Genomic DNA, 23,453 nt, shown 5'->3' on the forward strand with positions numbered 1-23,453 from the left:
GGATTTCCTGTTCTTGATGATCGGTAGAGGGATGGGAAAATCAGAACGAGACAGTGGCGCGGGCGTAGTAATAGCCGCCCAGCACGCCCAGCGGTCCCGAGTTGTCATACGCGCCCGTGTACTGCGCCAGGCTGGCGGCGCTGCGCGCTTCGCGCGGCACCTGACCCGGCTTCTGGTCGAAGACATTGTTGGCGCCCACCGTCACGTTGATGCGCTTGCTGATGTCGTAGCCGATGCTGACATCCGTCACGAAGGCCGCTTTCAGCTGGTAGTCGCCGCCCGTGATGGCGTTCAGGCGCTTGAGCTTGCCGTAGCGCGTCTCGCGTACATTGAATGTCCAGCCGGCTTTTTCATACGCCAGCGTGATGATTTCCTTGTCGCGCGGCGCGCGGTACAGCAAGTCGTACTCGGCCGATTTGCTCAGGGTGCCGATGTTCGGCAAGCCTTGCAGCACGGCGGGAAGGTCCGCCTTGCCCACCAGGCTCGTATGGTTGATGTTCGCGGCCGCCGTCCAGCGCAGCTTGCCGTCGGCCACGCGCAGCACATCCTCGGCCGTGAAGTCGACGCCGCGCGTGCGCGTGTCGCCCACGTTGGCAAAGTAATGCGCGACGAGGCCATTGCCCACCGCCAAGCCAGCCGAGCGCAGCAGGTTTTCAATGACGCCCGCTTGCGCCGCCGTCAGTTGCCGGCCGCTGCCATCGAGCGCCGCGCCCGAGCTGCGGTCGATGCCGATGTTCGACGACACGCCCAGGCGGTCGCTGACCTTGATTTGATACGCGTCAACGGCCAGGCGCAGGGTCGGCGTGGGGTTAAAGGTCAGCCCGGCCGACAGATTCGTCGATTTTTCCGGTTTTAACGCTTGCGCGCCCAAGGCCCGCGCGGCAACGGAATTGGGCTGTGCCAGGGTGTAGGGCACGCCCGCATGGTCGGACGTGTTCGAATATGACTGCGTCACCAGGCTAGGTGCATGGAAACCGTTGCTGACAGTGCCGCGCAAGGCCACGGCGGGCGTGATGTCATAACGGGCGGACAAACGGCCCGTCGTCTTGCTGCCGAAATCGGAATATTTTTCGGCGCGCAAGGCCGTGTCGAGCAGCCATTGCGGCGTCAGCTTCGCGCCCAGGCCAACATACGCCGCATAGCTGTGGCGCGCCGTGTCGGACGCATCGACGGGCAGGTAGCCGGCCAGCGCCGACGAACCGCTGCCCTGCCAGGAAGCGGGTTCGCCCGGGCTGCGCTGCTGGGTTTCATGCGAGTACTCGAGACCGATGCTGAGATCGGCCGGCTCGCTCAAGCCCAGCTGCACGGGACGGCGTGCGTCCGCATTCGTCGTCGAGCGGCTGTAGCGCTGATTGCCGATGTCAAAATCCGTCTTACCTCCCGGATAGGTCAGCGAGTAGTTGGCCGAGTTTTCCACGCCCACGTCGATATCGTCGCGGCCATAGGTGCTGCTGATATCCCAGCTCCAACCGGCCGTCTCGCCCTTGATGCCGCCCGTCAAGGAAAAGTCGTTTTCGCTCGTCGTTTCATACGGCGTGAAGCCGTCGGGATACACGGCCAGCAAGCCCTTGTTGTTATTGAAAATGGTATTGGGCAGGCGGAAATTCTGCGCCGAGCGGGCATTGCGGTGCGCGTAGGTACCGAAACCGTACAGTTGTACCTCGTTCGACACGTCATAGCCAAGATTGGCGCTGAGCGAGGCGGTCGTGCTTTGCGGCACACCCGTATTGCGCCACGGATTGCTGTTGCGCGTCGCTTCAGCCGGGTTCGGCGAGGCGCCGGCCGGCAAGCTGTTGTTCGGCCCCAATTTGACCAGCTGGCCATCGCTGTTGCGCACGGCCGGATACGACAGGTAGGCGGGATTCAGTCCGAAATTGCGCACGGCAATGCCCTGGCGCTGGACTTCGGCGCCGAAGTGGGCAAAGCCGTGCTCGCCCAGGCGCGTGCCGCCATCGATGCGCGCGGAACCGTTGGTGCCGTCGCCGTCGTAGGTGGAACCGAGCTGCGTGCTGAAGCTGCCCTTGTCATCCGCTTTCAGGATGATGTTGATGACGCCGGCGATGGCGTCGGAACCGTAGATGGCGGAGGCGCCGTCGCGCAGGATTTCCACGCGGGCAATGGCACCCGTGGGGATCAGGGCCAGGTCGGTGGCGACGGAACCGGGAAAACCATCCTCATTGACGATGGCCGTCGTATGCCGGCGCTTGCCGTTGACCAGCACCAAGGTATGCGAGGGGTCGAGGTTGCGCAGCTGGCCCGCGCGCACGATGCTGCCCAGGTCGGGCTGCACGCGGGCCGGCAAGTTAAACGATGGCAAGGCCGTATCGAGCGCGTCGAGCAGGTTCAACTTGCCCGTGGCCTGCAATTGCTGCGCGCTGATCACGTCGATCGGCGCGGCGCTGTTGGCTACTGTGCGGCCCGTGCCGCGCGCACCCGTGACGATGACGGTGTCCAGCGGCGCTTGCGCATGGGCCGCGCCATGCGCTCCCAGCACGAGCACGGCCAACGAGACGGCGTGCGCCAATTGCCGCCGGCGCGGGGCGATATCTTGCTTGTGCATCAATTCCGGCATACGAAAACATCCTTTCAAAGTCGTCAACACAGTGGCTGCAGACTAAAGGATGGACAAACAAACAAGAACGAATGGTTTCGTATTTAGATATTTCGTTTTGGCAACGAACAACAGCGGCGCGCAGTCCTAGGGGGAGAATGGGGCCGTCGCCAGGCTCTGATCGAGCCGCTTCCAGTAATCGCGTTCCAGGCGGGCCGTGTCGATATCGCGCGCCGCCTCATTGAAGCGCTTTTGCCGGGCCGCCCCCTCGGCATCGCGCTGGAAGCACACGTGCACGGGGCGCTCCTTGAAGACGGTATCGATGATGGCGATGCGCTCGCGCTCGGCCTTGCTGAAGTTGCGTCCCATCAGCAAGTGCTGCAGCACATGGCGCTCGATGACGATCACGCGATAACGCTTGATTAACAGCTTCTTCAGATTCGTCGCATCGTTCAAGCCCTCTTCCGTCTTCAGCTCGCCGCGCGCCACCATGCCATCGAACTGCTCCCCATTCGAATAACCGGCCACGGTGCCGATGCGCAGCTTGCCCAGATCAGTCAGGGCGGCGCCGGGCACGCCATCCTCCTTCAGGTAGGCCAGCACACCTTGCGTGTTACCAACCGGAACAGAAAAATGACAGAGTTTTTCCCGTTCGGGCGTGCGCCAGACGGCCAGGAAACCTGCGTAGCGGGGACTGGCCAGGCCAAACTGCATGGCGCGCTTCCAGGGAAAATACTCATATTTGACGACATAGCCCATGCGTTCGAAGACGGCGCTGACCATGGCGCCCGACATGCCGTCGGCAGGCAGGCTGCGGGAAATAAAGGGAGGCCAGTCTTCCGCCGCGAAGCGGACGATGCGCGAGCTGGCAGCGCCCGGCGCCGCCATGGGAGAGCCAGCCTGCCCGTATGCAAGGGCAAGTGTGGAGTGCATGAATAAACAGAAGGGCAAACCAACTGTCCGGAGGAAACGCATGTTTTGCTCCTATGACCTGGTACGCCTCACAGGGGGCGACAACAGGACTGGCGGTCGGCTTTTTGATTACTAGCTTGATGAAAATCATGCTCCCACAAAAAAAAGGAATTGCAAAGTTGTTTATTTGCACTTTGACATTCCCAAGGGAAATAAAATACGATTGCGGCGCGCCTGCAACAGCCGGCCCTGGCACCCGCTATCCCCTCCTACAAAACAGGTTTTTACTTGTGCGCGGCCCAGATGGCCGATAATGACGTTTTACCGTGGAAGATGACCGTGCCGCACCCTGCCCCTGCCTCACTTGCCGACCAGATCGAAGACTTGCTGCCGCAAACGCAATGCACCAAATGCGGCTACAACGGCTGCCGCCCGTATGCGGAAGCGATAGCCGCAGGCAGCGCCGACATCAATCAGTGCCCACCGGGCGGCGCGCAGGGCATCGTGCGCCTGGCCGGCTTGCTGGGCAAAAAAGTCATTCCGCTCAATCCCGTCAACGGCCTCGAACGTCCGCGATCTGTCGCCTACATCGACGAATCGCTGTGTATCGGCTGTACCCTGTGCATCCAGGCCTGTCCCGTGGACGCCATCGTCGGCGCCGCCAAGCAGATGCATACGGTCGTGACCAGCCTGTGCACGGGCTGCGACCTGTGCGTGGCACCCTGCCCCGTCGACTGCATCGTCATGTACCCCGTCAGCGGCGACGCCACGGGCTGGGATGCCTGGAGCCAGATGGATGCGGACGATGCGCGCGCGCGCCACGATTTCCGCACGCAGCGGCTGCGCCGCGAAGCCGAGGCCAACGATGCGCGCCTGGCCGCCAAGGCCGTCGCCAAGATGCAGGAAGTGACGCAGGAAGTGCCCGTCACGCCAGATGAACTGGCGGAAAAGGAGCGCAAGCGCGCCATCATCGCCGCCGCCATGGAGCGCGCGCGCGCCAAGGCCGCCGCCGCCAGCACGGATACCGCCCCGCCCGCCCCCACGACACCGAAAAAAGACGCATGAACGCTGCCAAACGCCTGGAAATCTTTACGCGCTTCCGCGCCGCCAATCCTTCCCCGAAAACGGAACTCGAATACACGACGCCGTTCGAGCTGCTGATCGCCGTGCTGCTGTCGGCGCAGGCAACGGACGTGTCCGTCAACAAGGCCACGCGCCTGCTGTATCCGGTCGCCAATACGCCGGCCAAGATACTGGCCCTGGGCGTCGACGAGCTGGCCAGCTACATCCGCACCATCGGCCTGTTCCGCACCAAGGCGAAGAACGTCATCGCCACCTGCCAGATCCTGCTCGATCAGCACGGCGGCGAAGTGCCGCGCGACCGCGCTTCGCTGGAAGCCTTGCCCGGCGTGGGCCGCAAGACGGCCAATGTGGTCATGAACACGGCATTTGGCGAACCGACGATGGCCGTCGACACGCATATCTTCCGCGTCTCGAACCGCACCGGCATTGCGCCAGGCAAGAATGTCGATATCGTCGAGCAAAAGCTGCTCAAATTCGTGCCCAAGGAATTCCTGCACGACGCCCACCACTGGCTGATCTTGCACGGCCGCTACACCTGCACGGCGCGCAAGCCGCAATGCTGGAACTGCATGATCGCCGACCTGTGCGATTACAAGGACAAATCACCGATGCCGGCCGTGGTGTAAGCAACGGCCCGAATAGGGCCGATGTCGTTGCTGCGTAGGTCGGATTAGGCGCAAGGCGCCGTAATCCGACGACCTTGTTGGCCGGTGGTGGCGTCGGATTACGCGGCGTTCGCCGCTAATCCAACCTACAACAACACCATATTGTCGCGATGGATCAGCTCATGGCCTTCCATGTAGCCGAGTATCGCTTCGATCTCGGTGGACGGCTTGCGCATGATGCGGCGCGCTTCGCCGCTCGTGTAGTTCGACAGGCCGCGCGCCACGGGCACGCCGTGCGCGTCGACGCAGGTGATGACGGCGCCGCGGCCAAATTCGCCGTTCACGCCCGTCACGCCGATCGGCAGCAAGGATTTGCCTTCCTGGCGCAGCTTTTGTACGGCGCCCGCATCGAGCACGACGGCGCCGGCCGTATGCAGATGATCGGCCATCCACTGCTTGCGCGCCGTCAATTGGCCCGTTTGCGCCAGCAACTGCGTGCCGATCGCTTCGCCCTGTGCCAGGCGGCTGAGCACGTCGCTGTCGCGCCCCCAGGCGATGATGGTATGGGCGCCGGACTTGGCGGCGCGCTTGGCGGCGAGGATTTTCGTCAGCATGCCGCCACGCCCCAGGCTGCTGCCGGCGCCGCCCGCCATCGCTTCCAGGGCCGGATCGCCGGCGATGCCTTGCGTGATCAGGTAGGCGTTCGGGTCCTTGCGCGGGTCGGCCGAAAACAGGCCGTGCTGGTCCGTCAGAATGACCAGCGCATCGGCCTCGATCAGGTTGGCGACCAGGGCGCCCAGGGTATCGTTGTCGCCGAACTTGATTTCATCGGTGACGACGGTATCGTTTTCATTGATGATCGGCACCACGCCCAGGCGCAGCAGGGTCGTCAGGGTGGAGCGGGCGTTCAGGTAGCGTTCGCGGTCGGCCAGGTCGGCGTGCGTGAGCAGCACTTGCGCCGTGCCGAGGCTGTGGGCGCGGAAGCTGCTTTCATAGATTTGCGCCAGGCCCATCTGGCCGACGGCGGCGCACGCCTGCAATTCGTGGATATCGGTGGGGCGCTGCTCGAAACCGAGGCGCAGCATGCCTTCGGCGATGGCGCCGGAACTCACCAGCACGACTTCCTTGCCGAGGGCGCGCAAGCCGGAAATCTGCGCGGCCCAGCGCGCGATGGCAGCATGGTCGAGTCCGCGGCCATCGTTGGTGACCAGCGAGGAGCCGACTTTGATGATGATGCGGGTAGCTTTTTGAATCACGGAATCCATGGGGCGGCGCTCTTCACTTAATAGACGTCAGCGCGCAGGACGCAGCAGCAGCAAGGCCAGCCCCGCCGTCAACTCCATTGCGCACATGAACAACACAAAACCCTGGGGCAAGCCGAAGCTGATGGCCGCGAACAGACGGCCGGCGGGCTGCGCCAGGACCAACATTGCAGTGATATCGCCGAGGACGGGCAGTTCGCCCTGCCGTGCCGCGAACAGCGCCAGGAGCGCGGTAGCGCCCCAGACACCGACATGGGAAGCGTAGAACTGGCTGTAGCCATCGACGCCGTTGAGGAAGATGCCCATGCCGGCCGCCATTTCATCGGCGAACAGCAGACAGGCGACCGCGCTCAGCCCGTAAGCATACGCGATCAGATGCAATACACGGCGCTGCCACGCTTGCTTGCGTGCGAACGCGGCAGCGACCGTCTGTACCGACATCAGGGTAAGGTGCTTAGTCGAGGATCTTGAAACGCGGATCATCCGGGTCGATCGACGAGATACCGCGTGCTTCTTCGGTCATCTGCGTTTCTTCGGCACGGCTTTCGCTGTGTTTCTTCTCTTCCAGGTGCTGGTAGATGGCATTGACCAGTTCCGGGCAACCCTGGTGGTTCAGCGCGGAAATCTCGAAGACGGGACCTTTCCAGGCGAAACGCTTGAGGAAGTCCTTGACGATCTTCTTGCGCTCTTCTTCCGGCACCATGTCGAGCTTGTTCAACACCAGCCAGCGCGGCTTGTCGACCAGCGACTCGTCGTACTTCTTCAATTCCTTGACCAGCGCCTTGGCTTCCTTGACAGGATCGACGTTGGTTTCAAACGGCGCCAGGTCGACGATGTGCAACAGCAGACCCGTGCGCTGCAAGTGGCGCAGGAATTGATGGCCCAGGCCCGCGCCCTCGGAAGCGCCTTCGATCAAGCCAGGAATATCGGCGATCACAAAGCTCTTCTCGTGCGACACGCGCACCACACCCAGGTTCGGGTGCAGGGTGGTAAATGGATAATCGGCAATTTTCGGACGCGCGTTCGAGACGGCCGAAATGAACGTCGATTTGCCGGCGTTCGGCATGCCCAGCAGGCCTACGTCCGCCAGGACTTTCAGTTCCAGGCGCAATTCGCGGCGTTCGCCTTCCTTGCCCTCGCCTTTTTGGCGCGGTGCGCGGTTGGTCGAGGACTTGAAGTGGATATTGCCCCAGCCGCCTTCGCCGCCCTTGGCCAGCATTTCGGTCTGGCCGTGTTCGGTCAGATCGGCCAGGATTTCGCCGCTCGCGTTGTCGATGATCAAGGTGCCAACCGGCATGCGCAGGTGGATGTCATCGGCGCCCTTGCCATAGCAATCTGCGCCACGGCCAGGCTCGCCATTGCGAGCCTTGTGCATTTTGGAGAAGCGGAAATCGACGAGCGTGTTGATATTGCGGTCGGCGACTGCCCAAATGGTGCCGCCCTTGCCGCCATCGCCGCCATCGGGACCGCCGAAAGGCCGGAATTTTTCACGGCAGAAAGAGGCGCAGCCGTTGCCGCCATCGCCCGCGATGACTTCGATTTTTGCTTCGTCGATAAACTTCATAATTTTGCCGCCATAAAACTAAAAAGGCTCTACCTTGGGCAGAGCCTTTCGATTGAAGGCTTGCGCCTTACATCATGCGATCATTGCGGAGCGAACTGGCGCTCCGCCAATGAATTACGCTGGTACTGCTTCGTTTGGTACAACGGTCACGAATTGCTTCGAGCCGGCACCTTTGACAACGAACTTCACTTTGCCCGCGATCAGCGCGAACAACGTGTGGTCCTTGCCCATGCCTACGCCTTCGCCGGCGCGCACTGGGGTGCCGCGTTGACGAATGATGATGCCGCCAGCATTGATAGCTTGGCCGCCGTAGACTTTAACGCCCAGACGCTTTGATTCTGAATCACGGCCGTTTCGCGTTGTGCCGCCGCCTTTTTTATGTGCCATTTAAGACTCCTTGATAGCTGATTAATTCAAACAGCGGCGATTAGCCGTTGATCGAAACGATTTGGATTTCGGTAAAATTCTGGCGATGGCCTTGATGCTTTTGGTAGTGCTTACGACGACGCATCTTGAAAATTTTGACCTTATCATGGCGACCATGCGCCACAACCGTAACCAGTACCGTTGCACCTTCGACCAATGGAGCACCAAACTTGATGCTGTCGCCCGCGCCTACTGCGAGAACTTGATCGATGGTGATTTCGGAACCAATGTCTGCCGGTATCTGTTCTACTTTAAGTTTTTCGCCAGCGACAACTTTGTATTGTTTGCCACCGGTTTTTATGACCGCGTACATGATTTGAAACCTCATCAAATGTTGAAAGAATTTGTCCCACTGTCACGCAAAGCAAGCCGTACACAACAGGGGGAACCAGCGATTATACACGGACTGAGAAATTGCGTCAAAAAGTATTCACAAAGCTTGACGATCGTGGTATGTCGACAACCTGACCATCATGTCAGGCTCGCGCCAGGCAGACAGGAAAACGCGCGGCAGTGCCAACAAGATCAAACAATTGCCTTGCAGCCATAGGCAAACATCACGCGTGCGCAAGCCTTGTCGTATAATCGCGGCACCCACAATCTAATGCAGGTTCGCCTTGTCTGACGCTAACAAACACGTTAACCAAAACACCATCGTGCAAACGATTGCCGCCGATATGGATGCAGTCAATACGGTGATCCGCCAAAAGTTGCACTCCGATGTCATTCTGATCAACCAGATCGCTGAATACATCATCAGCGCAGGGGGCAAACGCATCCGCCCCGTGCTGATTTTGCTGGTGGCCAATGCCCACGCCTATCGCGGCACGGCGCACCATGAACTGGCCGCCGTGGTCGAATTCATCCACACGGCCACCCTGCTGCACGACGACGTCGTCGACGAATCGTCGATGCGCCGCGGACGCCAGACGGCCAATGCCCTGTTCGGCAATGCCGCTTCGGTGCTGGTGGGCGACTTCCTGCACTCGCGCTCGTTCCAGCTGATGGTGTCGCTCAATAATATGCGCGTCATGCAAATCCTCTCTGACGCCACCAACGTGATCGCCGAAGGCGAAGTGCTGCAATTGCTGAACATGCACGATCCGGACGTGACGCAAGAGAGCTATTTGAACGTCATCCGCTCGAAGACGGCCAAGCTGTTTGAAGCGTCGGCGCAACTGGGCGCCCTGATCGCCGGCGCCAGCGAAGACGATATCGAAGCGGCTGCCGAATACGGCCGCTCGCTGGGCACGGCTTTCCAGCTGATCGACGACGTGCTCGACTATGCAGGCGACGCCGCCGAAATCGGCAAGAACGTGGGCGACGACTTGCGCGAAGGCAAACCCACCATGCCGCTGATCTGGCTGATGGAAAACGGTACGCCGGAACAACGCGAACTGGTGCGCAGCTGCATCGAGCAAGGCGACGAACAGCATTTCGATACCGTCCTGACGGCCATCACCAGCAGCGGCGCCCTCGACTACACGCGCAAGCAGGCGGAAATCGCCGGCCAACGCGCCGCCGATGCCATCGCCGGCTGGCCCGACAGCGTCTACAAGCAATCGATGCTGCAACTGTGCTCGTTTGCCGTGGACCGCAATCACTGATCGCGTTGTACTTATATGCAATACAAAACGGCGCCACTGGCGCCGTTTTTTTATACCCCGCTCATTTCACCGGCTTGCCGTCGGCGCCGACCACGGCCTGGCCATCTTCCTTGGCAAATGCCCCTTGCTGCGGCAGCGGCAGGATCTCCAGCACTTTTTCCGACGGCCGGCACAGGCGCACGCCCAGTGCCGTGACGACGATGGGGCGGTTGATCAAAATAGGATGGGCTTGCATGGCGTCCAGCAGGGCCGCATCGCTCAGCTCAGGATTGGCCAGGCCCAGCTCGTCGTACAGGGCGCCCTTGTCGCGCATGACGGCGCGCACGGACAGCCCCGCACGCTCGATCAGGTCGACCAGTTCCTCGCGCGAAGGCGGATGCTTGACGTAATCGATGATGACGGGCTCGACGCCCGTATTGCGGATCAGGGCCAGGGTGTTGCGCGACGTGCCGCATGCCGTGTTGTGATAAATCGTGATCGTCATGGTGTGATGTCCTTTACATTGGGTTCGCTGACGCAGCAAGGTGCGCCGGCGCAGCAATTCTCGGTCAGGAAGGCGAGCAAGCCGTTCATGCCCGCATAATTGGCGGCATAGATGATGGAGCGCCCTGCCTTGTTCGCCGTCACCAGATTGGCGTGCGCCAGTTCTTTCAGGTGAAATGACAGCGACGATGGCGCAATCGCCAGTGCTTCGGCGATTTTCGTCGCGGCCATGCCTTCCGGCCCCGCTTGCACCAGCAGGCGGAATACGGCCAGCCGCGATTCCTGCGCCAGCGCAGCCAGGGCCACGATGGCGGAAGCGCTCGTCAGCGGCGTCGCCTGGTTCGCTATTGACTTTTCATTTTCCATATTTCAATAATAGTCGAATTATTGAATCATTTCAAGCACGGTGTCTTACGTAACCCAGCGCACCGACTGTCCAGGACTATCGGTCTACCTTGATGAAAAATCACTGCGATCGGCATTCCCATGACACGCTCGACACCCCTGAAAATGCTTGGCTGGAGCCTGGCCGCCTTGCTTACCCTCATCGCCATCGTGGCCATCTTCGTGCTGACCTTCGACTGGAACCGCGCCCGTCCCTACATCAACGAGAAGGTGTCGGAAAGCACGGGCCGCAGTTTCGTCATCGGCGGCGACCTGCAGGTGACATGGAAGCAAGGCCTCAAAACGGAACCGGGCTGGCGCCGCTACGTGCCGCGGCCTGTCATCAGCGCCCACGATGTGCGCATGAGCAACCCGGACTGGGCGACAGCCGGCCCGCAACTGGCCAGCGCGAAACGCATCGACCTGGCCATCCATCCCTTGCCCCTGTTGCAGCACCGCGTGGTGCTGACGGACCTGGCGCTCGACGCACCCAATATCGCCTTGCAGCGGCGCGCCGACGGCAGCAACAGCTGGACCTTGAAGGATAACGGTCCTTCGGCATGGGACGTGGAAATCCAGCGCATGGCCTTCGGCGACGGCGCCATCCGCTACCTGGACGAAGGCATCGCGCTCGACGTGCAAGCCAAGGTCAGCTCGACGGCGCCCGCCGCCACGCCGGGCGATGCGTCAGGCAACGCTCCCGTGCAGAAATACGGCATCGCCTTCACCCTGGGCGGCAGCTACCGCAAGGCGCCCGTGACGGGCGGCGGCAAGGCGGGCGCCGTGCTGTCATTGACCGACAATAACACCGTGTATCCCGTGCAAGCGCATGCCGTGCTGGGCAAGAACAAGGCCAGCATCGATGGCACCCTGACCGACCCGCGCTCGCTGTCCGGCATCGATTTGCAGCTGAGCCTGGCCGGCGCCAGCATGGCTGACCTGTACCCGCTGACGGGCCTGCTGCTGCCGGAAACGCCGGACTACGCCACCAAAGGCCGCCTGCTGGGCAAGAAGGACGGCGCCAGCTGGAACTGGACTTATCAGAATTTTAAGGGCACGGTGGGCCAGAGCGACCTGGCCGGCACCCTGCAGTATTTGTCGCGCCAGCCCCGCCCCTTGCTGCGCGGCGAGGTGACGTCGCAGCAATTGCGCCTGGAAGACCTGGGCCCCACCATCGGCGCCGACAGCAATGCGCGGAAACAGGCGCGCGGCAAGGCGCCCGTGCAGCCCGACAATAAAGCCTTGCCGGTGGAACAGTTCAATACGACGAAATGGGATGCGCTCGACGCCGACGTGAAATTTACGGGCAAGAAACTGGTGCGCACGCACGATATCCCGCTCAACGACATCGTCGCCAACATCCACATGAAAGACAAGGTGCTGAGTTTGACGCCGCTCAATTTCGGCATGGCCGGCGGCGACATCACCTCGAACATCACGCTCGACGGCCGTCAAAAAACCATCGCCGCGCAAGCCAAGGTGGCGGCGCGCCACCTCAAGATTCGCGAACTGTTTCCCAAGCTGCAATCGATGCAGGCGAGCTTCGGTGAAGTATATGGCGATGCGGCGCTGACGGGCCACGGCAATTCCATTTCCGCCATGCTGGCCAGCGCGAATGGCGAACTGGCGGCCACCGTCAGCGAAGGCTCCGTCAGCCAGTTCATGCTGGAACTGGCCGGCCTGAACCTGGCCAACGCCGTCTTCGTGAAAATCTTCGGCGACAAGCAGGTGCACCTGAACTGCCTGGCCAGCGATTTCGCCGTCACGAATGGCCAGGCCGACGTGCGCCGCTTCGTGCTCGATACGGACACGGCCGTGGTGAATATCACGGGCAACGTCAACCTGGCAACAGAAACTCTGGACCTCGACGTGCGCCCCCGTACCAAGGGCGCCCGCATCATCACCCTGCGCACGCCGCTGTATGCGAAAGGCACGTTCAAGAACCCGGACGTGGGTCCGCAAAAAGGCCCGCTGGCGTTGAAAGCCGGCGCCGCCGTGGCCCTGGCCACCGTCGTCACCCCGCTGGCCGCCCTGCTGCCGCTGGTCAACGTCGACAAAGCCCCCGACACGGATTGCGCCGCCGTCATGGCCCAAGCCAACGCCACGCGCAAGGCGCCAAGCTCGCCGGCGACGAATGCGCCGGTGAAAAAGGTCAGCGAAGCGGACATCAACAAGGCACAGCAGGAAAAGAAATAGCCCTTGACGCAGCCGCTTGAAACCCGCCCCGCCATCTGCTGTAATAACAGTAAGCGGGGTGTGGCTCAGCCTGGTAGAGCGCTGCGTTCGGGACGCAGAGGCCGGAGGTTCGAATCCTCTCACCCCGACCAGCCGTTTCCCCTTGCTGTGCCGGCTTAAGCTGCCAGTACCTTGACCTGCGCGTTGGTGTGTTGCCGAGAAATATGATATTAATTACATCATTAATGTCCTGATCACTTCTCGCGCAAGGGCCTGACCGATGTCTTTCCTGATAGTTCTGGCCGCACTGGCCTTCCTGATGCTGGCCGCCTACCGCGGCTACAGCGTGATCCTGTTTGCGCCTGTCGCCGCGCTCGGTGCCGTATTGCTCACCGATCCGTCCGCCGTGCCGGCCGTCTTCAGCGGCATCTTCATGGAAAAGATGGTGGGCTTCATCAAGCTGTATTTCCCCGTCTTTTTGCTCGGTGCCGTGTTCGGTAAACTAATCGAGCTGTCCGGTTTTTCCCAGTCCATCGTCATGGCGGCCATCCGCTACATCGGCAGCGCACGCGCGAATGCCGTGATCGTTGCCGTGTGCGCCGCCTTGACTTATGGCGGCGTGTCGCTGTTCGTGGTGGTGTTTGCCGTCTATCCATTTGCGGCGGAACTGTACCGCCAGAGCAATATCCCCAAGCGGCTGATGCCGGGCGCCATCGCCCTGGGCGCGTTTTCGTTCACCATGGATACTTTACCGGGCACGCCGCAAATCCAGAACATCATCCCCACCACTTTTTTCAACACGACCGGCTGGGCCGCGCCATGGCTGGGCACCATCGGCGCCGTGCTGACGGTGATCATGGGGCTGGCCTTCCTGGAATGGCGCCGCCGTTCCGTCATGGCGACGGGCGAAGGGTATGGGGCCGAGGCCGAAAAGGCCACGGCCGACGCGGGCGACTTGCCCCATCCGCTGCTGTCGGTGGCGCCTCTGGTACTGGTGGGCGTGGCCAACTTTGCGCTGACCAAGCTGATTCCCCACTGGTATGGCGCCAGCTACGTACTCACCGCCGAGGCCCTGCCGGGCCTGCATGCGCCCGTATCCACGGCGATCGCTTCCGTGACCGGTATCTGGGCCGTGGAAGGCGCCTTGTTGCTGGGGATTTTGCTCGTGTGCGTGACGGCCTTCGGGCGTATCCGCGCCGCTTTTGCCGAAGGCACCAAGGCGGCCGTGGGCGGCGCCCTGCTGGCGGCCATGAATACGGCGTCCGAATACGGTTTTGGCGGCGTCATCGCCGCCCTGCCCGGCTTTCTTGCCGTCAGCAACACCTTGCGCAGCGTGCCCGATCCCCTCGTCAACGCGGCCGTCTCCGTCACGACCCTTGCCGGCATCACGGGCTCGGCCTCGGGCGGCATGAGCATTGCGCTGGCGGCCATGTCGGACAGTTTTATCCAGGCCGCGCAACAGGCGCATATCCCGCTCGAAGTCATGCACCGCGTGGTGGCCATGGCCAGCGGCGGCATGGATACCTTGCCGCACAATGGTGCCGTGATCACCCTGCTGGCCGTCACGGGCCTCACCCACCGCCAGTCCTACCGCGATATTTTCGGCATCACCGTCATCAAGACGGTGGCCGTGTTCCTCGTCATTGCCCTCTATTACATGACGGGACTGGTCTGACCTAGAGGCGCGACGACGATGCCGGCTTCGCCACAGCGTGCGCCGGCTTGAACAGGTGGCTGATGCCCATGGTCAGCAGCGGGCCGGCCAGCGCCAGGTAGGAACTGTCGACGCCATACGGATTGCCCGCCAGGAACCAGCCGATGGTGGCGATCACGGAAACGATCACGCCGACGAAGGCGCCGCGCGGCGTGCCGAATTTCGGCGCATAGAAGGCCATCAGCACCAGCACGGCCAGGGTGGCGCGCAGGGCCTTGCCGAGGAAGGCGATCATCAGCAGTTTTTCCGCATACAGCGCCAGCACCAGCGGCAGCAGGCCGGCCACGACGATGGCGATGCGCAGGAACATCAGCGATTTCGCGTCATTCTTTGCCTTGTTGTACCAGGGATCATAAAAATCCTTCATGGCCAGGGTGGCCGATGCGAGGGTGGTGGCGGAAATGCCGCCGAACAGGGCGCCGGCCAGGCCGACGATCATGATGCTGGCGGAAAACGCGGGCATGTGCGCGATCAATGTCGGAAAGGCGTCGATCGACTTCATGCCAGGATACAGCACGGCGCTGCACATGCCGATCAGGGCCGCCATCAGGCCGAACGGGATCATCAGCGAGGACACGTAATAGCAGGCGCGCTTGGCCACGGCCGGGTTGTCCGTGCTGACCAGGGCCTGGATCACGTATTGCGTGGCGAAGATGGAACCGATGCCGCCGATCATCCAGGCGATGATCTGGCCCCAGCCGATCTCGACCCAGTTGAACATCTTGGCGGGCAGCTGCGCCTGCAGCGCGCCGATGCCGCCGGAGGCTTCCAGCGCATACGCGAGCGCCAGGATCACACCCAGATACTTGACGATGGAGTGGGCAAAATTCGTGTACACGACCGAGCGCATGCCGCCCAGGCTGACATAGATCACGGTGATGGCGCCCACCAGCAAGATGGCCACCGTCTTGTTGATGTGCAGCACGGCCGCCAGCACGGCGCCGCCGCTTGCGTACAGGGCCACGGCGACGATGCTCAGCGCGACGATGGTAAGGATGGACGCTGCATAGCGCACGGGCTCGCCATACGTTTGCGCCAGGATGCCGGAAATCGTCGACTGCCCGCTTTCCTTGTATTTCTTGACCAGCACGATGGCCAGCAGCAAGAAGCCCAGCGACAGCGCCACCAGATTCCAGGCGGCGGAAATGCCCAGTTCATAGCCCTTCTGGGCCGTGCCGATGCTGACCGAACTGCCGATGAATTCCGACAATAACAGCGCGCCGATCAGGTAAGCGGGATAATTGCGCCCGCCCGCCGTCATGCCCTCGGCGCTGTTGGCATGCTTGCGCACGCTGTAGGTAATGTACGACATGAGGGCGAAATAGCCCACCGTGATCGCAGCGATGATGATCAATCTGTTTTCCATCCGTCTACTCCAAGTCTGCTTTTCTTATTATTATTTTTCAAGAAAGCTTCCCCTGCCGCATGCCGGACGAGCCGGTGGCGGTGCTCAGGGGAAAGTCAAATTCCTGCCATACCTATACGGTACAGCAAGCCTCACAACAAAAAGGTCCGCAACTGCGCCGTGAACAAGTCCGCCGCTTCGACGTTCGAGATATGCGAGGCGGGCACGCTTGCCAGGCGGGCACCCGCGATCTGCCGCTGCAGCCAGCGCCCGTCGTCGAGTGTGGTCACGGGATCGTGCTCGCCCGCGATGATCAGGGTGGGCACGCTGATCGTGCCGACGCCGGCGTGCAAGTCCGTCTGGGCCAGCACGTCGCAGCAGGCCGCGTAGCCGCCGGCATCCTGGCTGCGCAAAATGCCGACCAGGCGCGCCACCGTGTCCGCTTCACGCGCGATAAACTGGGGCGTGAACCAGCGCGCGGCGGCGCCATCGGCCACCGCGGCCATGCCGTCGCGGCGCACCTGTTCCGCCCGCAGCTGCCACGGCGCGGCGCCGCCGATGCGCGCCGCCGTATTTGCCAGCACCAGCCGCGTCAAGCGCCGCGGCTCGTGTATGCCCAGCCACTGGCCAATCAAGCCGCCCATGGAAATGCCGCAGAAGGCGGCGCGCGCGATATCGAGGTGATCGAGCAGCGCCACCACGTCCAGGCCCAGGCGCCCGATGTCGAACGGCGCGCCGCCGCTGGCGGACTGGCCATGGCCGCGCGTATCGTAACGCACGAAAAAAAAGTCGCCCGCCAGCGCGGCCGCCTGCGCATCCCACATGGACAGGTCCGTGCCGAGGGAATTCGACAGGACGAGGCAGGGCTTGCCGCGCTCGCCATCCGTGCGGTAATGCAGGCCGATACCGTCCGCTTCGCACGTTTTCCCGGCAGTGTCGTTGCCTATCTGCGTCATTGCATGTCTCCTCAGGAATCGTCGCCGCGCACCGACGAAGGATGGCGGCACAACGGCATCACGTCGATCTGCATGTAGGGGAACAGCGGCAGCGAGGTGAGCAAATTATGCAGCTCGTCCACGCTGTCCACGTCGAAGACGCTGACGTTGGCGTACTGGCCGGCGATGCGCCACAGGTGGCGCCATTTGCCCTCGTGCTGCAGGCGCTGCGCCAGTTCCTTTTCCGTTTGCTTGAGCTGCGCCGCCTGCTCGGCGGGCATGCTCAACGGCATGTTCACGTTCATGCGTACATGGAATAACATGGTTTCTCCTTATTGGCGTTGCATGGAACGCAGCTTGTCCAGGTCGATCTCGACGCCCAAACCCGGGCCCGTCGGCACCTGCAGCATGAAGTCGCGGTACACGAGCGGTTCGCGCAAGACTTCCTGCGTCAGCAGCAAAGGCCCGAACAATTCCGTGCCCCAGGCCAGTTCGGCAAACGTCGAGCAGACATGGGCCGTGGCGGCCGTGCCGACGCCGCCTTCGAGCATGGTGCCGCCGTACAAGCCGACGCCGGCCAGGCGCGCCACGGTCGCCACTTCCAGCGCGGGCAGCAAGCCGCCCGACTGGGTGATTTTTACGGCAAACACGTCGGCCGCGTCGGCCTGGGCCAGCGCCAGCGCATCGGCGGGGCCGTGCAAGGCTTCGTCGGCCATGATGGCCACGTCGAAGCGCTGCTTCAGGCGCGCCAGCGCGGCGCGGTTGCCCGCCTTCACCGGTTGTTCGATCAGGTCGATGCCGCCCGCTTCCAGCGCAGCGATGCCGCGCACGGCGTCCGTCTCGCTCCAGGCCTGGTTGACGTCGACCCGCACGCTGGCCCGTTCGCCCAGCGCCCGCTTGATCTCCAGCACGTGGGCCACATCGTCCATCACGTCGCGCAGGCCGATCTTCAGCTTGAAGATGCGGTGGCGGCGCAGGTCCAGCATCTTTTCCCCTTCGGCGATATCACGCGCCGTGTCGCCGCTGGCCAGCACCCAGGCCACGGGCAGCGCATCGCGCACGCGGCCGCCCAGCAATTCCGACAGCGGTACGTTCAGGCGGCGCGCCTGCGCATCGAGCAGCGCCGTCTCGATCGCGCATTTGGCGAAGCGGTTGCCCTGGATGACCTTGCGCACACGGGCCATGGCCTTGGCCACTTCGCTCGCTTCCATGCCGACCAGCAGCGGTGCGATATAGGTATCGATATTCGTCTTGATGCTTTCCGGGCTTTCGCCGCCGTAGCTCAAGCCGCCGATGGTGGTCGCCTCGCCCCAGCCCGTGATGCCGTCGGCGCAGCGCAGCCGCACCAGCACCAGGGTTTGCGTATTCATGGTGGCGACGGACATCCGGTGCGGGCGAATGGTTGGCACATCGACCAGGTAGGTCTCGATATTTTGAATCATATTTATTCCGTATAATTCTGTGGAGTGGTGACACGATATTCCCCGAATGCCCCCCGCGTCCAACACCGAGTTGGTATCAAACCTATACCTGAAAGGTATGAAGATGGAATTACGGCATTTGCGCTACTTCGTTGCGGTCGCAGAGGAAAGGAACTTCACGCGGGCCGCCGCGCGCCTGCATATCGCGCAGCCGCCGCTGAGCCGGCAGATGCAGCAGCTGGAAGAAACGCTGGGTGTGGCGCTGATCGAAAAAGGTTCGCGGCCCTTGCGGCTGACGGAAGCGGGCGAGTTTTTCCTCGCCCATGCACGGCCCCTGCTCGACCAGGTGCGCGACCTGCAGGCGATGACGCAGCGCGTGGGCAAGCTGGAACGCACCCTGTCGATCGGCTTCGTCGCCTCGACGCTGTATGGGGAATTGCCCGACATCGTGCACCGCTTTTGCGAACGCCATCCCGAGGTCGACGTGACCCTGCATGAAATGACGACGGTGCAGCAGTTGAAGGCCCTGAAGGAAGGCCGCATCGACGTGGGTTTCGGACGCTTGAAAAGCGAAGACCCCAGCATCCGCCGCATCCTGCTGCGCGAAGAGAGGCTCGTAGTGGCCCTGCCGCCCGGCCACCGGCTGGCCAAGGGGGAAGGCGGCTTGCGCCTGACAGACCTGATCCACGAGACCCTGCTCGTGTATCCGAAAGCGCCGCGCCCCAGCTTTGCCGACCAGGTGCTGGCCATGTTCAGCGAAGGCAATGTCACACCCGGTCCCGTCACGGAAGTGCGCGAGCTGCAGATTTCCATGGGACTGGTGGCGGCCGGCCAGGGCATTTCCATCGTGCCGGAAAGCGTGCAGGCCATGCATCACCGGAACGTCGTGTACCGCAAGCTGGACGACAAGCATGCGTTCTCGCCCATTTTATTCAGCATGCGGCATATGGACCGCTCGCCGGAACTGGAAAACCTTCTCGCTGCCGTGTACTCGATCTACGATGAACACGGCATCGCGCACGTCAAGGAAAGCCTGTAGCCCTCACTTTGACAGCGGTGCGTCGGCCAGCAATTCTGGGCGCAGCGCGCGGATGCGCAGCTCCGTGAAATAGCCGCCCGCCTCGTTGTAGCGCAGGTAGTGGCGGCCGCAGTTCAGGCAGCGGGCCACCTGGCTCAAGTTCGCGGGATAAAAGCGCGGCGCGATGGGCGCGTCGACGCTGTCGTAGCGCGTGCCGTGCGGGTGGTACTCGTCAAACGTCGGTTCCTCGTACGGATCTGCGCGCAGGGTGCCGACCTCCTCGAAACGGTCAAGTTCCAGCGACGTGGGCAGCCGCTGCCAGGCATCGAGCGGAACGGTGCAGCAGCTGCATTTTTGCGTGACACCGGCCGACGCGGCGGCCAGTGCGGACAAGGCGGAAAAATCGATGAATACCATGGTTCAGCCATTACAAAGGCGCGGCCCTTGGCAACGAGCCTGGCCGCGTCCTTTCATTCTAGCGCAACGATCGCCGGGCCGTGTGCCATGTCAACGTGCAGCCATGCGTCGGCGTCTGGCACGCTCCAACCCCAGCTCCAGCAGCATCAGCATGCAGCCGGAAACGAGCAGCAGCGGCATCAGCGCGCACATGCCGGCCGCCACCAGCCAGGCCAGCGGCGAAGGCGACGTCCAGGCGCCCGGCAGCAGCTTGGGCAAGCCCAGCGAGCCCGGCAGGCGCCGCTTGAAGAACATCACCCAGCCCGACACCAGCGAAAACAGCACGCTGGCGCAGAACAGCAGCAGCAAGGCCTGGTTCCACCAGCCGAATTCGCCGCGGTGAAACGGGATGCCGATGGCGGTGGCCTTGCCGAACGCCGTCTGCGCGTCCCACCCCGCGTAATACAGGGGCTTGCCGCTGTAGGCGTCGAATTGCAGGTCGAAGCGCAAGGTGGGCTGGCTGCGGTCGGCCATGGTGGCGCGCCACACATCGTCCTGACTGGCCGGCGCCGTCAGTTGCACGGCGATGGCGGGCGCGTGACTGCGCGCCACTTGCCACGCATCCTGCCAGTCGAGCGGAGCGCCCTCTTCGCTTGAGTGCAGGCCGCGCGGCACGGGCGGCGGCGCCTGGCCGCTGACGTCGCGCAGCGTGCGGATGCGCCCGCCCGCCTGCTGGCTCCACGTCAATCCTGTCGTCAGGATCACGACACTGACGATGCCGAGCGCCACGCCGAGAAAAGCATGCCACTGGCGCCAGCCGTTGCGGCCCTGCGCGCCCCGCTTCGGCAAGCCCGATTGCGCGCCGCGCGGCCACCACAGCACCACGCCCGTCACCAGCATCACCATCAGCCAGCTGGCGGCCAGCTCGATCATCCAGCGCCAGCCATCGTTTTGCAGCAGGCGCGAATGCAGCTTTTTCGCCCAGTTGCCGAAACGTTCGCTGCTGGCCAGGCTGCCCAGCACGCGCGCGTCATACGGATTCACGTAGACGATCACGGCTTGCGCGGGCAGGCCGAACTTCGGCTTGACCGGTGCGGCATGTCCGCCATGGCCCGCATGTTCATCGGGCGCGCCGCCGGGCGGCGCGAACGCCACCTGCACCGCATCGTCCTGCTGAAACGGCGGTACCACGTGCTGCACCGTCCAGCCATGCGGGGCCGCCCGTTCCGCTGCCGCCACGGCGGCGTCCAGCGGCAGCATGGACGATTGCGGCGCCACATGGTCGAGGTGCTGGTACAGCCTTGCCTCGATCTGCGGCGTGAATACATACAAAATCCCCGTCAGGGTGGCCACCAGCGCGAATGGCGAGGCGATCAGCGCGGCCCAGAAATGGATGCGCCAGTACAGGCTTTTGCGCCGTGCGACAAGAAAAGTTGCGTCGTCCATGGCCATCCTCACAGTCCGCCATAGGTATAGGCCAGGCCCAGCATCACGCTGCGCGGCGCACCGGGCGTGTACTGGTTCTGGCTGTTCGGCGCATAGCTGCCCGTGCCCGCATAGCTGCTGCTGGCCGAATCGGCATAGCGTTTATCGGCCACATTGCGCACCTGTGCCCACGCTTCCAGGCCCCGCGCGAGCCGATAGCTGGCACGCAGGTTCAGCAAGGCGTGGCCGCCATACTCCACCGTGTTGGCGTTGTTCATCCAGTAGCGGCCCTGATGCACGGCTTCGAGTGCGATACGCGCGCCCGTCACGGGCTTGTAGCCGATCTCGAACGAGGTGATGTCGCGCGGCGCCTGCGGCATGGTGCGGCCGCTGTAATCGAGGGTACTGGAGACCTGGTAGCGCAGGTAGCGGTGGCGCGCGATGGCCGTGGCGAAGCGCGCGTCGAATGGGCCGCTGTCGTAGTTCAGGCCCAGCTCCAGGCCTTCGCTGCGCGTGCGTCCCGCATTGCGGTTTTCGCTGTTGCCCGGCGAAAGCGTGTAGCTGACGATGGTATCGCGCCCGTCGAGCCGGTACAGGGCCGTGTCGAGTTTCAAGCGGCCTTGCAAAAAGGCCCAGCGCAAGCCCAGTTCATAGTTGTTGTAGACGGACGGCTGCAAGTCGGCGATGCCCGTCTTGCCATACAGCTGGCTGACCTCGGGCGGGGTAAAGCCCTGGCTGACGTTCGCATATACGCTGCCCGCATGGCCGATGGCGTAGGTGGCGCCCAGCTTCGGGCTCATGTGCGAAAAGCTGCGCGACTCGTCGGGCGCGCCGTAATTGACGCTGCCGCCGGGCGCCAGATTGTTATGATAGTCGTAGCGGATGGCGTCCGAGCGTCCGCCCAGCACCACGCGCGTGCCCGCCAGCGGAGAAAATTCCCACTGCGCGAAGACGGCCGTGTTCAAGATGTCCGTCTGGTAGTCGCGTACGCCCTGCGGGTTGCTGGCATTGGCCAGGGAGTAGCGCAAGTAGCGGCCCGTGGCCGCATCGCGCACGATGGACAGGTTATCGCTGACAAAGGGATTGTCGCTCTTGTCCACGTAAACGCCGGCGACCAGGCGCGAACGCAGCCACGCGAATTCCTGCTGGTGTTTCACGTCCAGCCCCAGCGAATCGACATGGTTGTTGTTGATGACGCCCTTGCACAGCATGCCCGCGCAGCTGCCGATGGAATACGCGGGAAGCTGCCCGTGGTCGTTCTTGCGTGTAAACACGGTGACGGTGCTCGTGCCATTGGCTGTCGTCGCGCCCTCCCATGCCAGGTTCATGCGCGTCGTCTTGTCCTTGCGGTAGGTAAACGTATTCAGGCTCTTGCCGGGATTGCTGCGGTAATCGTTCTCGAACAGGCTGCCCGTCATGGCCGCATCGAGATCCGTGTGCACGAGGGTGGCGCGCAGCTGCGACGCGGGGCCGAGCACATAGTCGGCGCGCAGCGAGAACGAATCCTTGTCGCCATAGCTGTACTCTTGCCAGTTGTCGCGCGAACGGCGCGAACTGTAATGGGAAAAGCGCAGTCCCAGCGGCCCCCAGGTATCGCTGGCGGCCGTGTCGTAGCGGGTGAAGCCGCCTACGTTGTCGCGCCGCACGCCCGCGCTTGCCGTCGGCGTCGCGCTGGCGCCGGCCGTGAGGAAATTCACGGCGCCGCCCACGGCATTGCTGCCGTACAGCGACGAGGCGGCGCCCTTCACCACTTCCACGCCGCTGGCGCCCGCCATGTTCATCTCGTTGAGCGAGTTGTGGTTGAAGACGCCCAGCGGGCGGATGGGTATGCCGTCTTCCAGGTACTGGTAGACGGCATTCGTGCCGATGGGCTGGCGGATGCTCATGCTGTGCTGCTCGTTGCCCAGGTCATTCCAGTACACGCCGGCGATGCGGTTGAGGATATCGCCCATGGTCCTGGGCTTGTCGCGCTCCAGGGTTTTGGCGTTGACGACGCCGATCGCCTGCGGCGTCTCGGACAGCCACGATTGCGCGCGCGAGCCGGAAACGACGACCGTGTCGATGGCGTGGTCAAGTTGCTGCGCCTGCGCGCAGGGATAGGCCAGGGCGATGGCTGCCGCCAGCATCAATAATTTCTTGTTCATGTG

At 62.9% G+C, this 23,453-nt stretch carries 22 protein-coding genes and 1 tRNA gene; 7 read left to right on the top strand and 16 right to left on the bottom strand.

What is annotated here, in order from left to right:
- Nucleotides 1–40: 40 nt before the first annotated feature.
- Both CSQ95_RS16660 and CSQ95_RS16665 read right to left on the bottom strand, forming a co-directional pair.
- Nucleotides 41–2,572 carry a TonB-dependent siderophore receptor gene (locus CSQ95_RS16660; RefSeq protein WP_099410300.1) on the bottom strand — a complete coding sequence of 844 codons (2,532 nt, stop codon included), beginning with the start codon at nucleotides 2,570–2,572 and terminating at the stop codon, nucleotides 41–43.
- A gap of 126 nt (nucleotides 2,573–2,698) precedes the next feature.
- On the bottom strand, nucleotides 2,699–3,439 hold the full coding sequence (locus tag CSQ95_RS16665; RefSeq protein WP_099410301.1) for an ABC transporter substrate-binding protein: 741 nt from the start codon (nucleotides 3,437–3,439) through the stop codon (nucleotides 2,699–2,701).
- Nucleotides 3,440–3,766: 327 nt separating this feature from the next.
- Between CSQ95_RS16665 and rsxB the strand changes: the two genes are divergently transcribed.
- Complete coding sequence (rsxB, locus tag CSQ95_RS16670; protein WP_257218081.1) at nucleotides 3,767–4,528, top strand: electron transport complex subunit RsxB; 762 nt, start codon at nucleotides 3,767–3,769, stop codon at nucleotides 4,526–4,528.
- Complete coding sequence (gene nth, locus CSQ95_RS16675) at nucleotides 4,525–5,172, top strand: endonuclease III (RefSeq protein WP_099410302.1); 648 nt, start codon at nucleotides 4,525–4,527, stop codon at nucleotides 5,170–5,172. Before rsxB ends, nth begins: the two co-directional genes overlap by 4 nt.
- Before the next feature lie 125 nt (nucleotides 5,173–5,297).
- Here nth and proB read toward each other — a convergent pair whose 3' ends face one another.
- From proB to rplU, 5 genes are all read right to left on the bottom strand, one after another.
- On the bottom strand, nucleotides 5,298–6,416 hold the full coding sequence (gene proB / locus CSQ95_RS16680; protein ID WP_099410303.1) for a glutamate 5-kinase: 1,119 nt from the start codon (nucleotides 6,414–6,416) through the stop codon (nucleotides 5,298–5,300).
- Between the two features lie 27 nt (nucleotides 6,417–6,443).
- Nucleotides 6,444–6,854 (bottom strand): hypothetical protein, encoded by a 411-nt coding sequence (locus CSQ95_RS16685; RefSeq protein ID WP_070219280.1) that lies wholly within the window; start codon nucleotides 6,852–6,854, stop codon nucleotides 6,444–6,446.
- Between the two features lie 13 nt (nucleotides 6,855–6,867).
- Nucleotides 6,868–7,977 (bottom strand): GTPase ObgE, encoded by a 1,110-nt coding sequence (gene obgE, locus CSQ95_RS16690; RefSeq protein ID WP_034754647.1) that lies wholly within the window; start codon nucleotides 7,975–7,977, stop codon nucleotides 6,868–6,870.
- Nucleotides 7,978–8,091: 114 nt separating this feature from the next.
- On the bottom strand, nucleotides 8,092–8,364 hold the full coding sequence (gene rpmA, locus CSQ95_RS16695; RefSeq protein ID WP_070219281.1) for a 50S ribosomal protein L27: 273 nt from the start codon (nucleotides 8,362–8,364) through the stop codon (nucleotides 8,092–8,094).
- A 40-nt stretch (nucleotides 8,365–8,404) separates the two neighbouring features.
- On the bottom strand, nucleotides 8,405–8,716 hold the full coding sequence (gene rplU / locus CSQ95_RS16700) for a 50S ribosomal protein L21 (RefSeq protein WP_034754730.1): 312 nt from the start codon (nucleotides 8,714–8,716) through the stop codon (nucleotides 8,405–8,407).
- 304 nt (nucleotides 8,717–9,020) lie between these two features.
- Here rplU and ispB point away from each other — a divergent pair, with 304 nt between their 5' ends.
- Nucleotides 9,021–10,010, top strand: coding sequence for an octaprenyl diphosphate synthase (gene ispB / locus CSQ95_RS16705; RefSeq protein WP_034754644.1), 990 nt, complete (start codon nucleotides 9,021–9,023; stop codon nucleotides 10,008–10,010).
- 61 nt (nucleotides 10,011–10,071) lie between these two features.
- On the opposite strand, the gene arsC is transcribed toward ispB, so the two are convergent.
- Both arsC and CSQ95_RS16715 read right to left on the bottom strand, forming a co-directional pair.
- The gene (gene arsC, locus CSQ95_RS16710; protein WP_099410304.1) at nucleotides 10,072–10,494 is read right to left on the bottom strand and encodes an arsenate reductase (glutaredoxin); all 423 of its coding nucleotides are present in this window, start codon (nucleotides 10,492–10,494) and stop codon (nucleotides 10,072–10,074) included.
- Nucleotides 10,491–10,859, bottom strand: coding sequence for a helix-turn-helix transcriptional regulator (locus CSQ95_RS16715; protein ID WP_257218082.1), 369 nt, complete (start codon nucleotides 10,857–10,859; stop codon nucleotides 10,491–10,493). The genes arsC and CSQ95_RS16715 overlap by 4 nt, the downstream gene beginning before the upstream one ends.
- Before the next feature lie 120 nt (nucleotides 10,860–10,979).
- Here CSQ95_RS16715 and CSQ95_RS16720 point away from each other — a divergent pair, with 120 nt between their 5' ends.
- The 3 genes from CSQ95_RS16720 (at nucleotide 10,980) to CSQ95_RS16730 (ending at nucleotide 14,727) form a co-directional block, all read left to right on the top strand.
- Complete coding sequence (locus CSQ95_RS16720; protein WP_099410305.1) at nucleotides 10,980–13,073, top strand: AsmA family protein; 2,094 nt, start codon at nucleotides 10,980–10,982, stop codon at nucleotides 13,071–13,073.
- A gap of 54 nt (nucleotides 13,074–13,127) precedes the next feature.
- Nucleotides 13,128–13,204, top strand: a tRNA-Pro gene (locus tag CSQ95_RS16725).
- 128 nt (nucleotides 13,205–13,332) lie between these two features.
- Entirely contained in the window at nucleotides 13,333–14,727 is a 1,395-nt protein-coding gene (locus tag CSQ95_RS16730) for a GntP family permease (RefSeq protein WP_099410306.1), read from the top strand.
- 1 nt (nucleotide 14,728) lies between these two features.
- On the opposite strand, the gene CSQ95_RS16735 is transcribed toward CSQ95_RS16730, so the two are convergent.
- The 4 genes from CSQ95_RS16735 to CSQ95_RS16750 form a co-directional block, all read right to left on the bottom strand.
- Nucleotides 14,729–16,132 carry a sodium:solute symporter family protein gene (locus tag CSQ95_RS16735; RefSeq protein WP_070219286.1) on the bottom strand — a complete coding sequence of 468 codons (1,404 nt, stop codon included), beginning with the start codon at nucleotides 16,130–16,132 and terminating at the stop codon, nucleotides 14,729–14,731.
- A gap of 131 nt (nucleotides 16,133–16,263) precedes the next feature.
- Nucleotides 16,264–17,067, bottom strand: coding sequence for a 3-oxoadipate enol-lactonase (gene pcaD / locus CSQ95_RS16740; RefSeq protein WP_099410307.1), 804 nt, complete (start codon nucleotides 17,065–17,067; stop codon nucleotides 16,264–16,266).
- A gap of 11 nt (nucleotides 17,068–17,078) precedes the next feature.
- Nucleotides 17,079–17,369 carry a muconolactone Delta-isomerase gene (gene catC / locus CSQ95_RS16745; RefSeq protein ID WP_099410308.1) on the bottom strand — a complete coding sequence of 97 codons (291 nt, stop codon included), beginning with the start codon at nucleotides 17,367–17,369 and terminating at the stop codon, nucleotides 17,079–17,081.
- A 9-nt stretch (nucleotides 17,370–17,378) separates the two neighbouring features.
- Nucleotides 17,379–18,488 carry a muconate/chloromuconate family cycloisomerase gene (locus tag CSQ95_RS16750; RefSeq protein ID WP_070291118.1) on the bottom strand — a complete coding sequence of 370 codons (1,110 nt, stop codon included), beginning with the start codon at nucleotides 18,486–18,488 and terminating at the stop codon, nucleotides 17,379–17,381.
- Between the two features lie 103 nt (nucleotides 18,489–18,591).
- Here CSQ95_RS16750 and CSQ95_RS16755 point away from each other — a divergent pair, with 103 nt between their 5' ends.
- Nucleotides 18,592–19,506 (top strand): LysR family transcriptional regulator, encoded by a 915-nt coding sequence (locus CSQ95_RS16755; RefSeq protein ID WP_070291203.1) that lies wholly within the window; start codon nucleotides 18,592–18,594, stop codon nucleotides 19,504–19,506.
- A 3-nt stretch (nucleotides 19,507–19,509) separates the two neighbouring features.
- Here the strand turns inward: CSQ95_RS16755 and CSQ95_RS16760 are convergent, their stop codons facing one another.
- The 3 genes from CSQ95_RS16760 to CSQ95_RS16770 form a co-directional block, all read right to left on the bottom strand.
- Entirely contained in the window at nucleotides 19,510–19,902 is a 393-nt protein-coding gene (locus CSQ95_RS16760) for a hypothetical protein (RefSeq protein ID WP_099410309.1), read from the bottom strand.
- Between the two features lie 90 nt (nucleotides 19,903–19,992).
- Entirely contained in the window at nucleotides 19,993–21,327 is a 1,335-nt protein-coding gene (locus CSQ95_RS16765; protein ID WP_099410358.1) for a PepSY domain-containing protein, read from the bottom strand.
- An 8-nt stretch (nucleotides 21,328–21,335) separates the two neighbouring features.
- Nucleotides 21,336–23,450, bottom strand: a complete 2,115-nt coding sequence (locus CSQ95_RS16770; protein ID WP_257218083.1) for a TonB-dependent receptor domain-containing protein — start codon at nucleotides 23,448–23,450, stop codon at nucleotides 21,336–21,338.
- Nucleotides 23,451–23,453 lie beyond the last annotated feature (3 nt).

This window comes from Janthinobacterium sp. BJB304 (assembly GCF_002735765.1).
GTDB lineage: Bacteria > Pseudomonadota > Gammaproteobacteria > Burkholderiales > Burkholderiaceae_D > Janthinobacterium.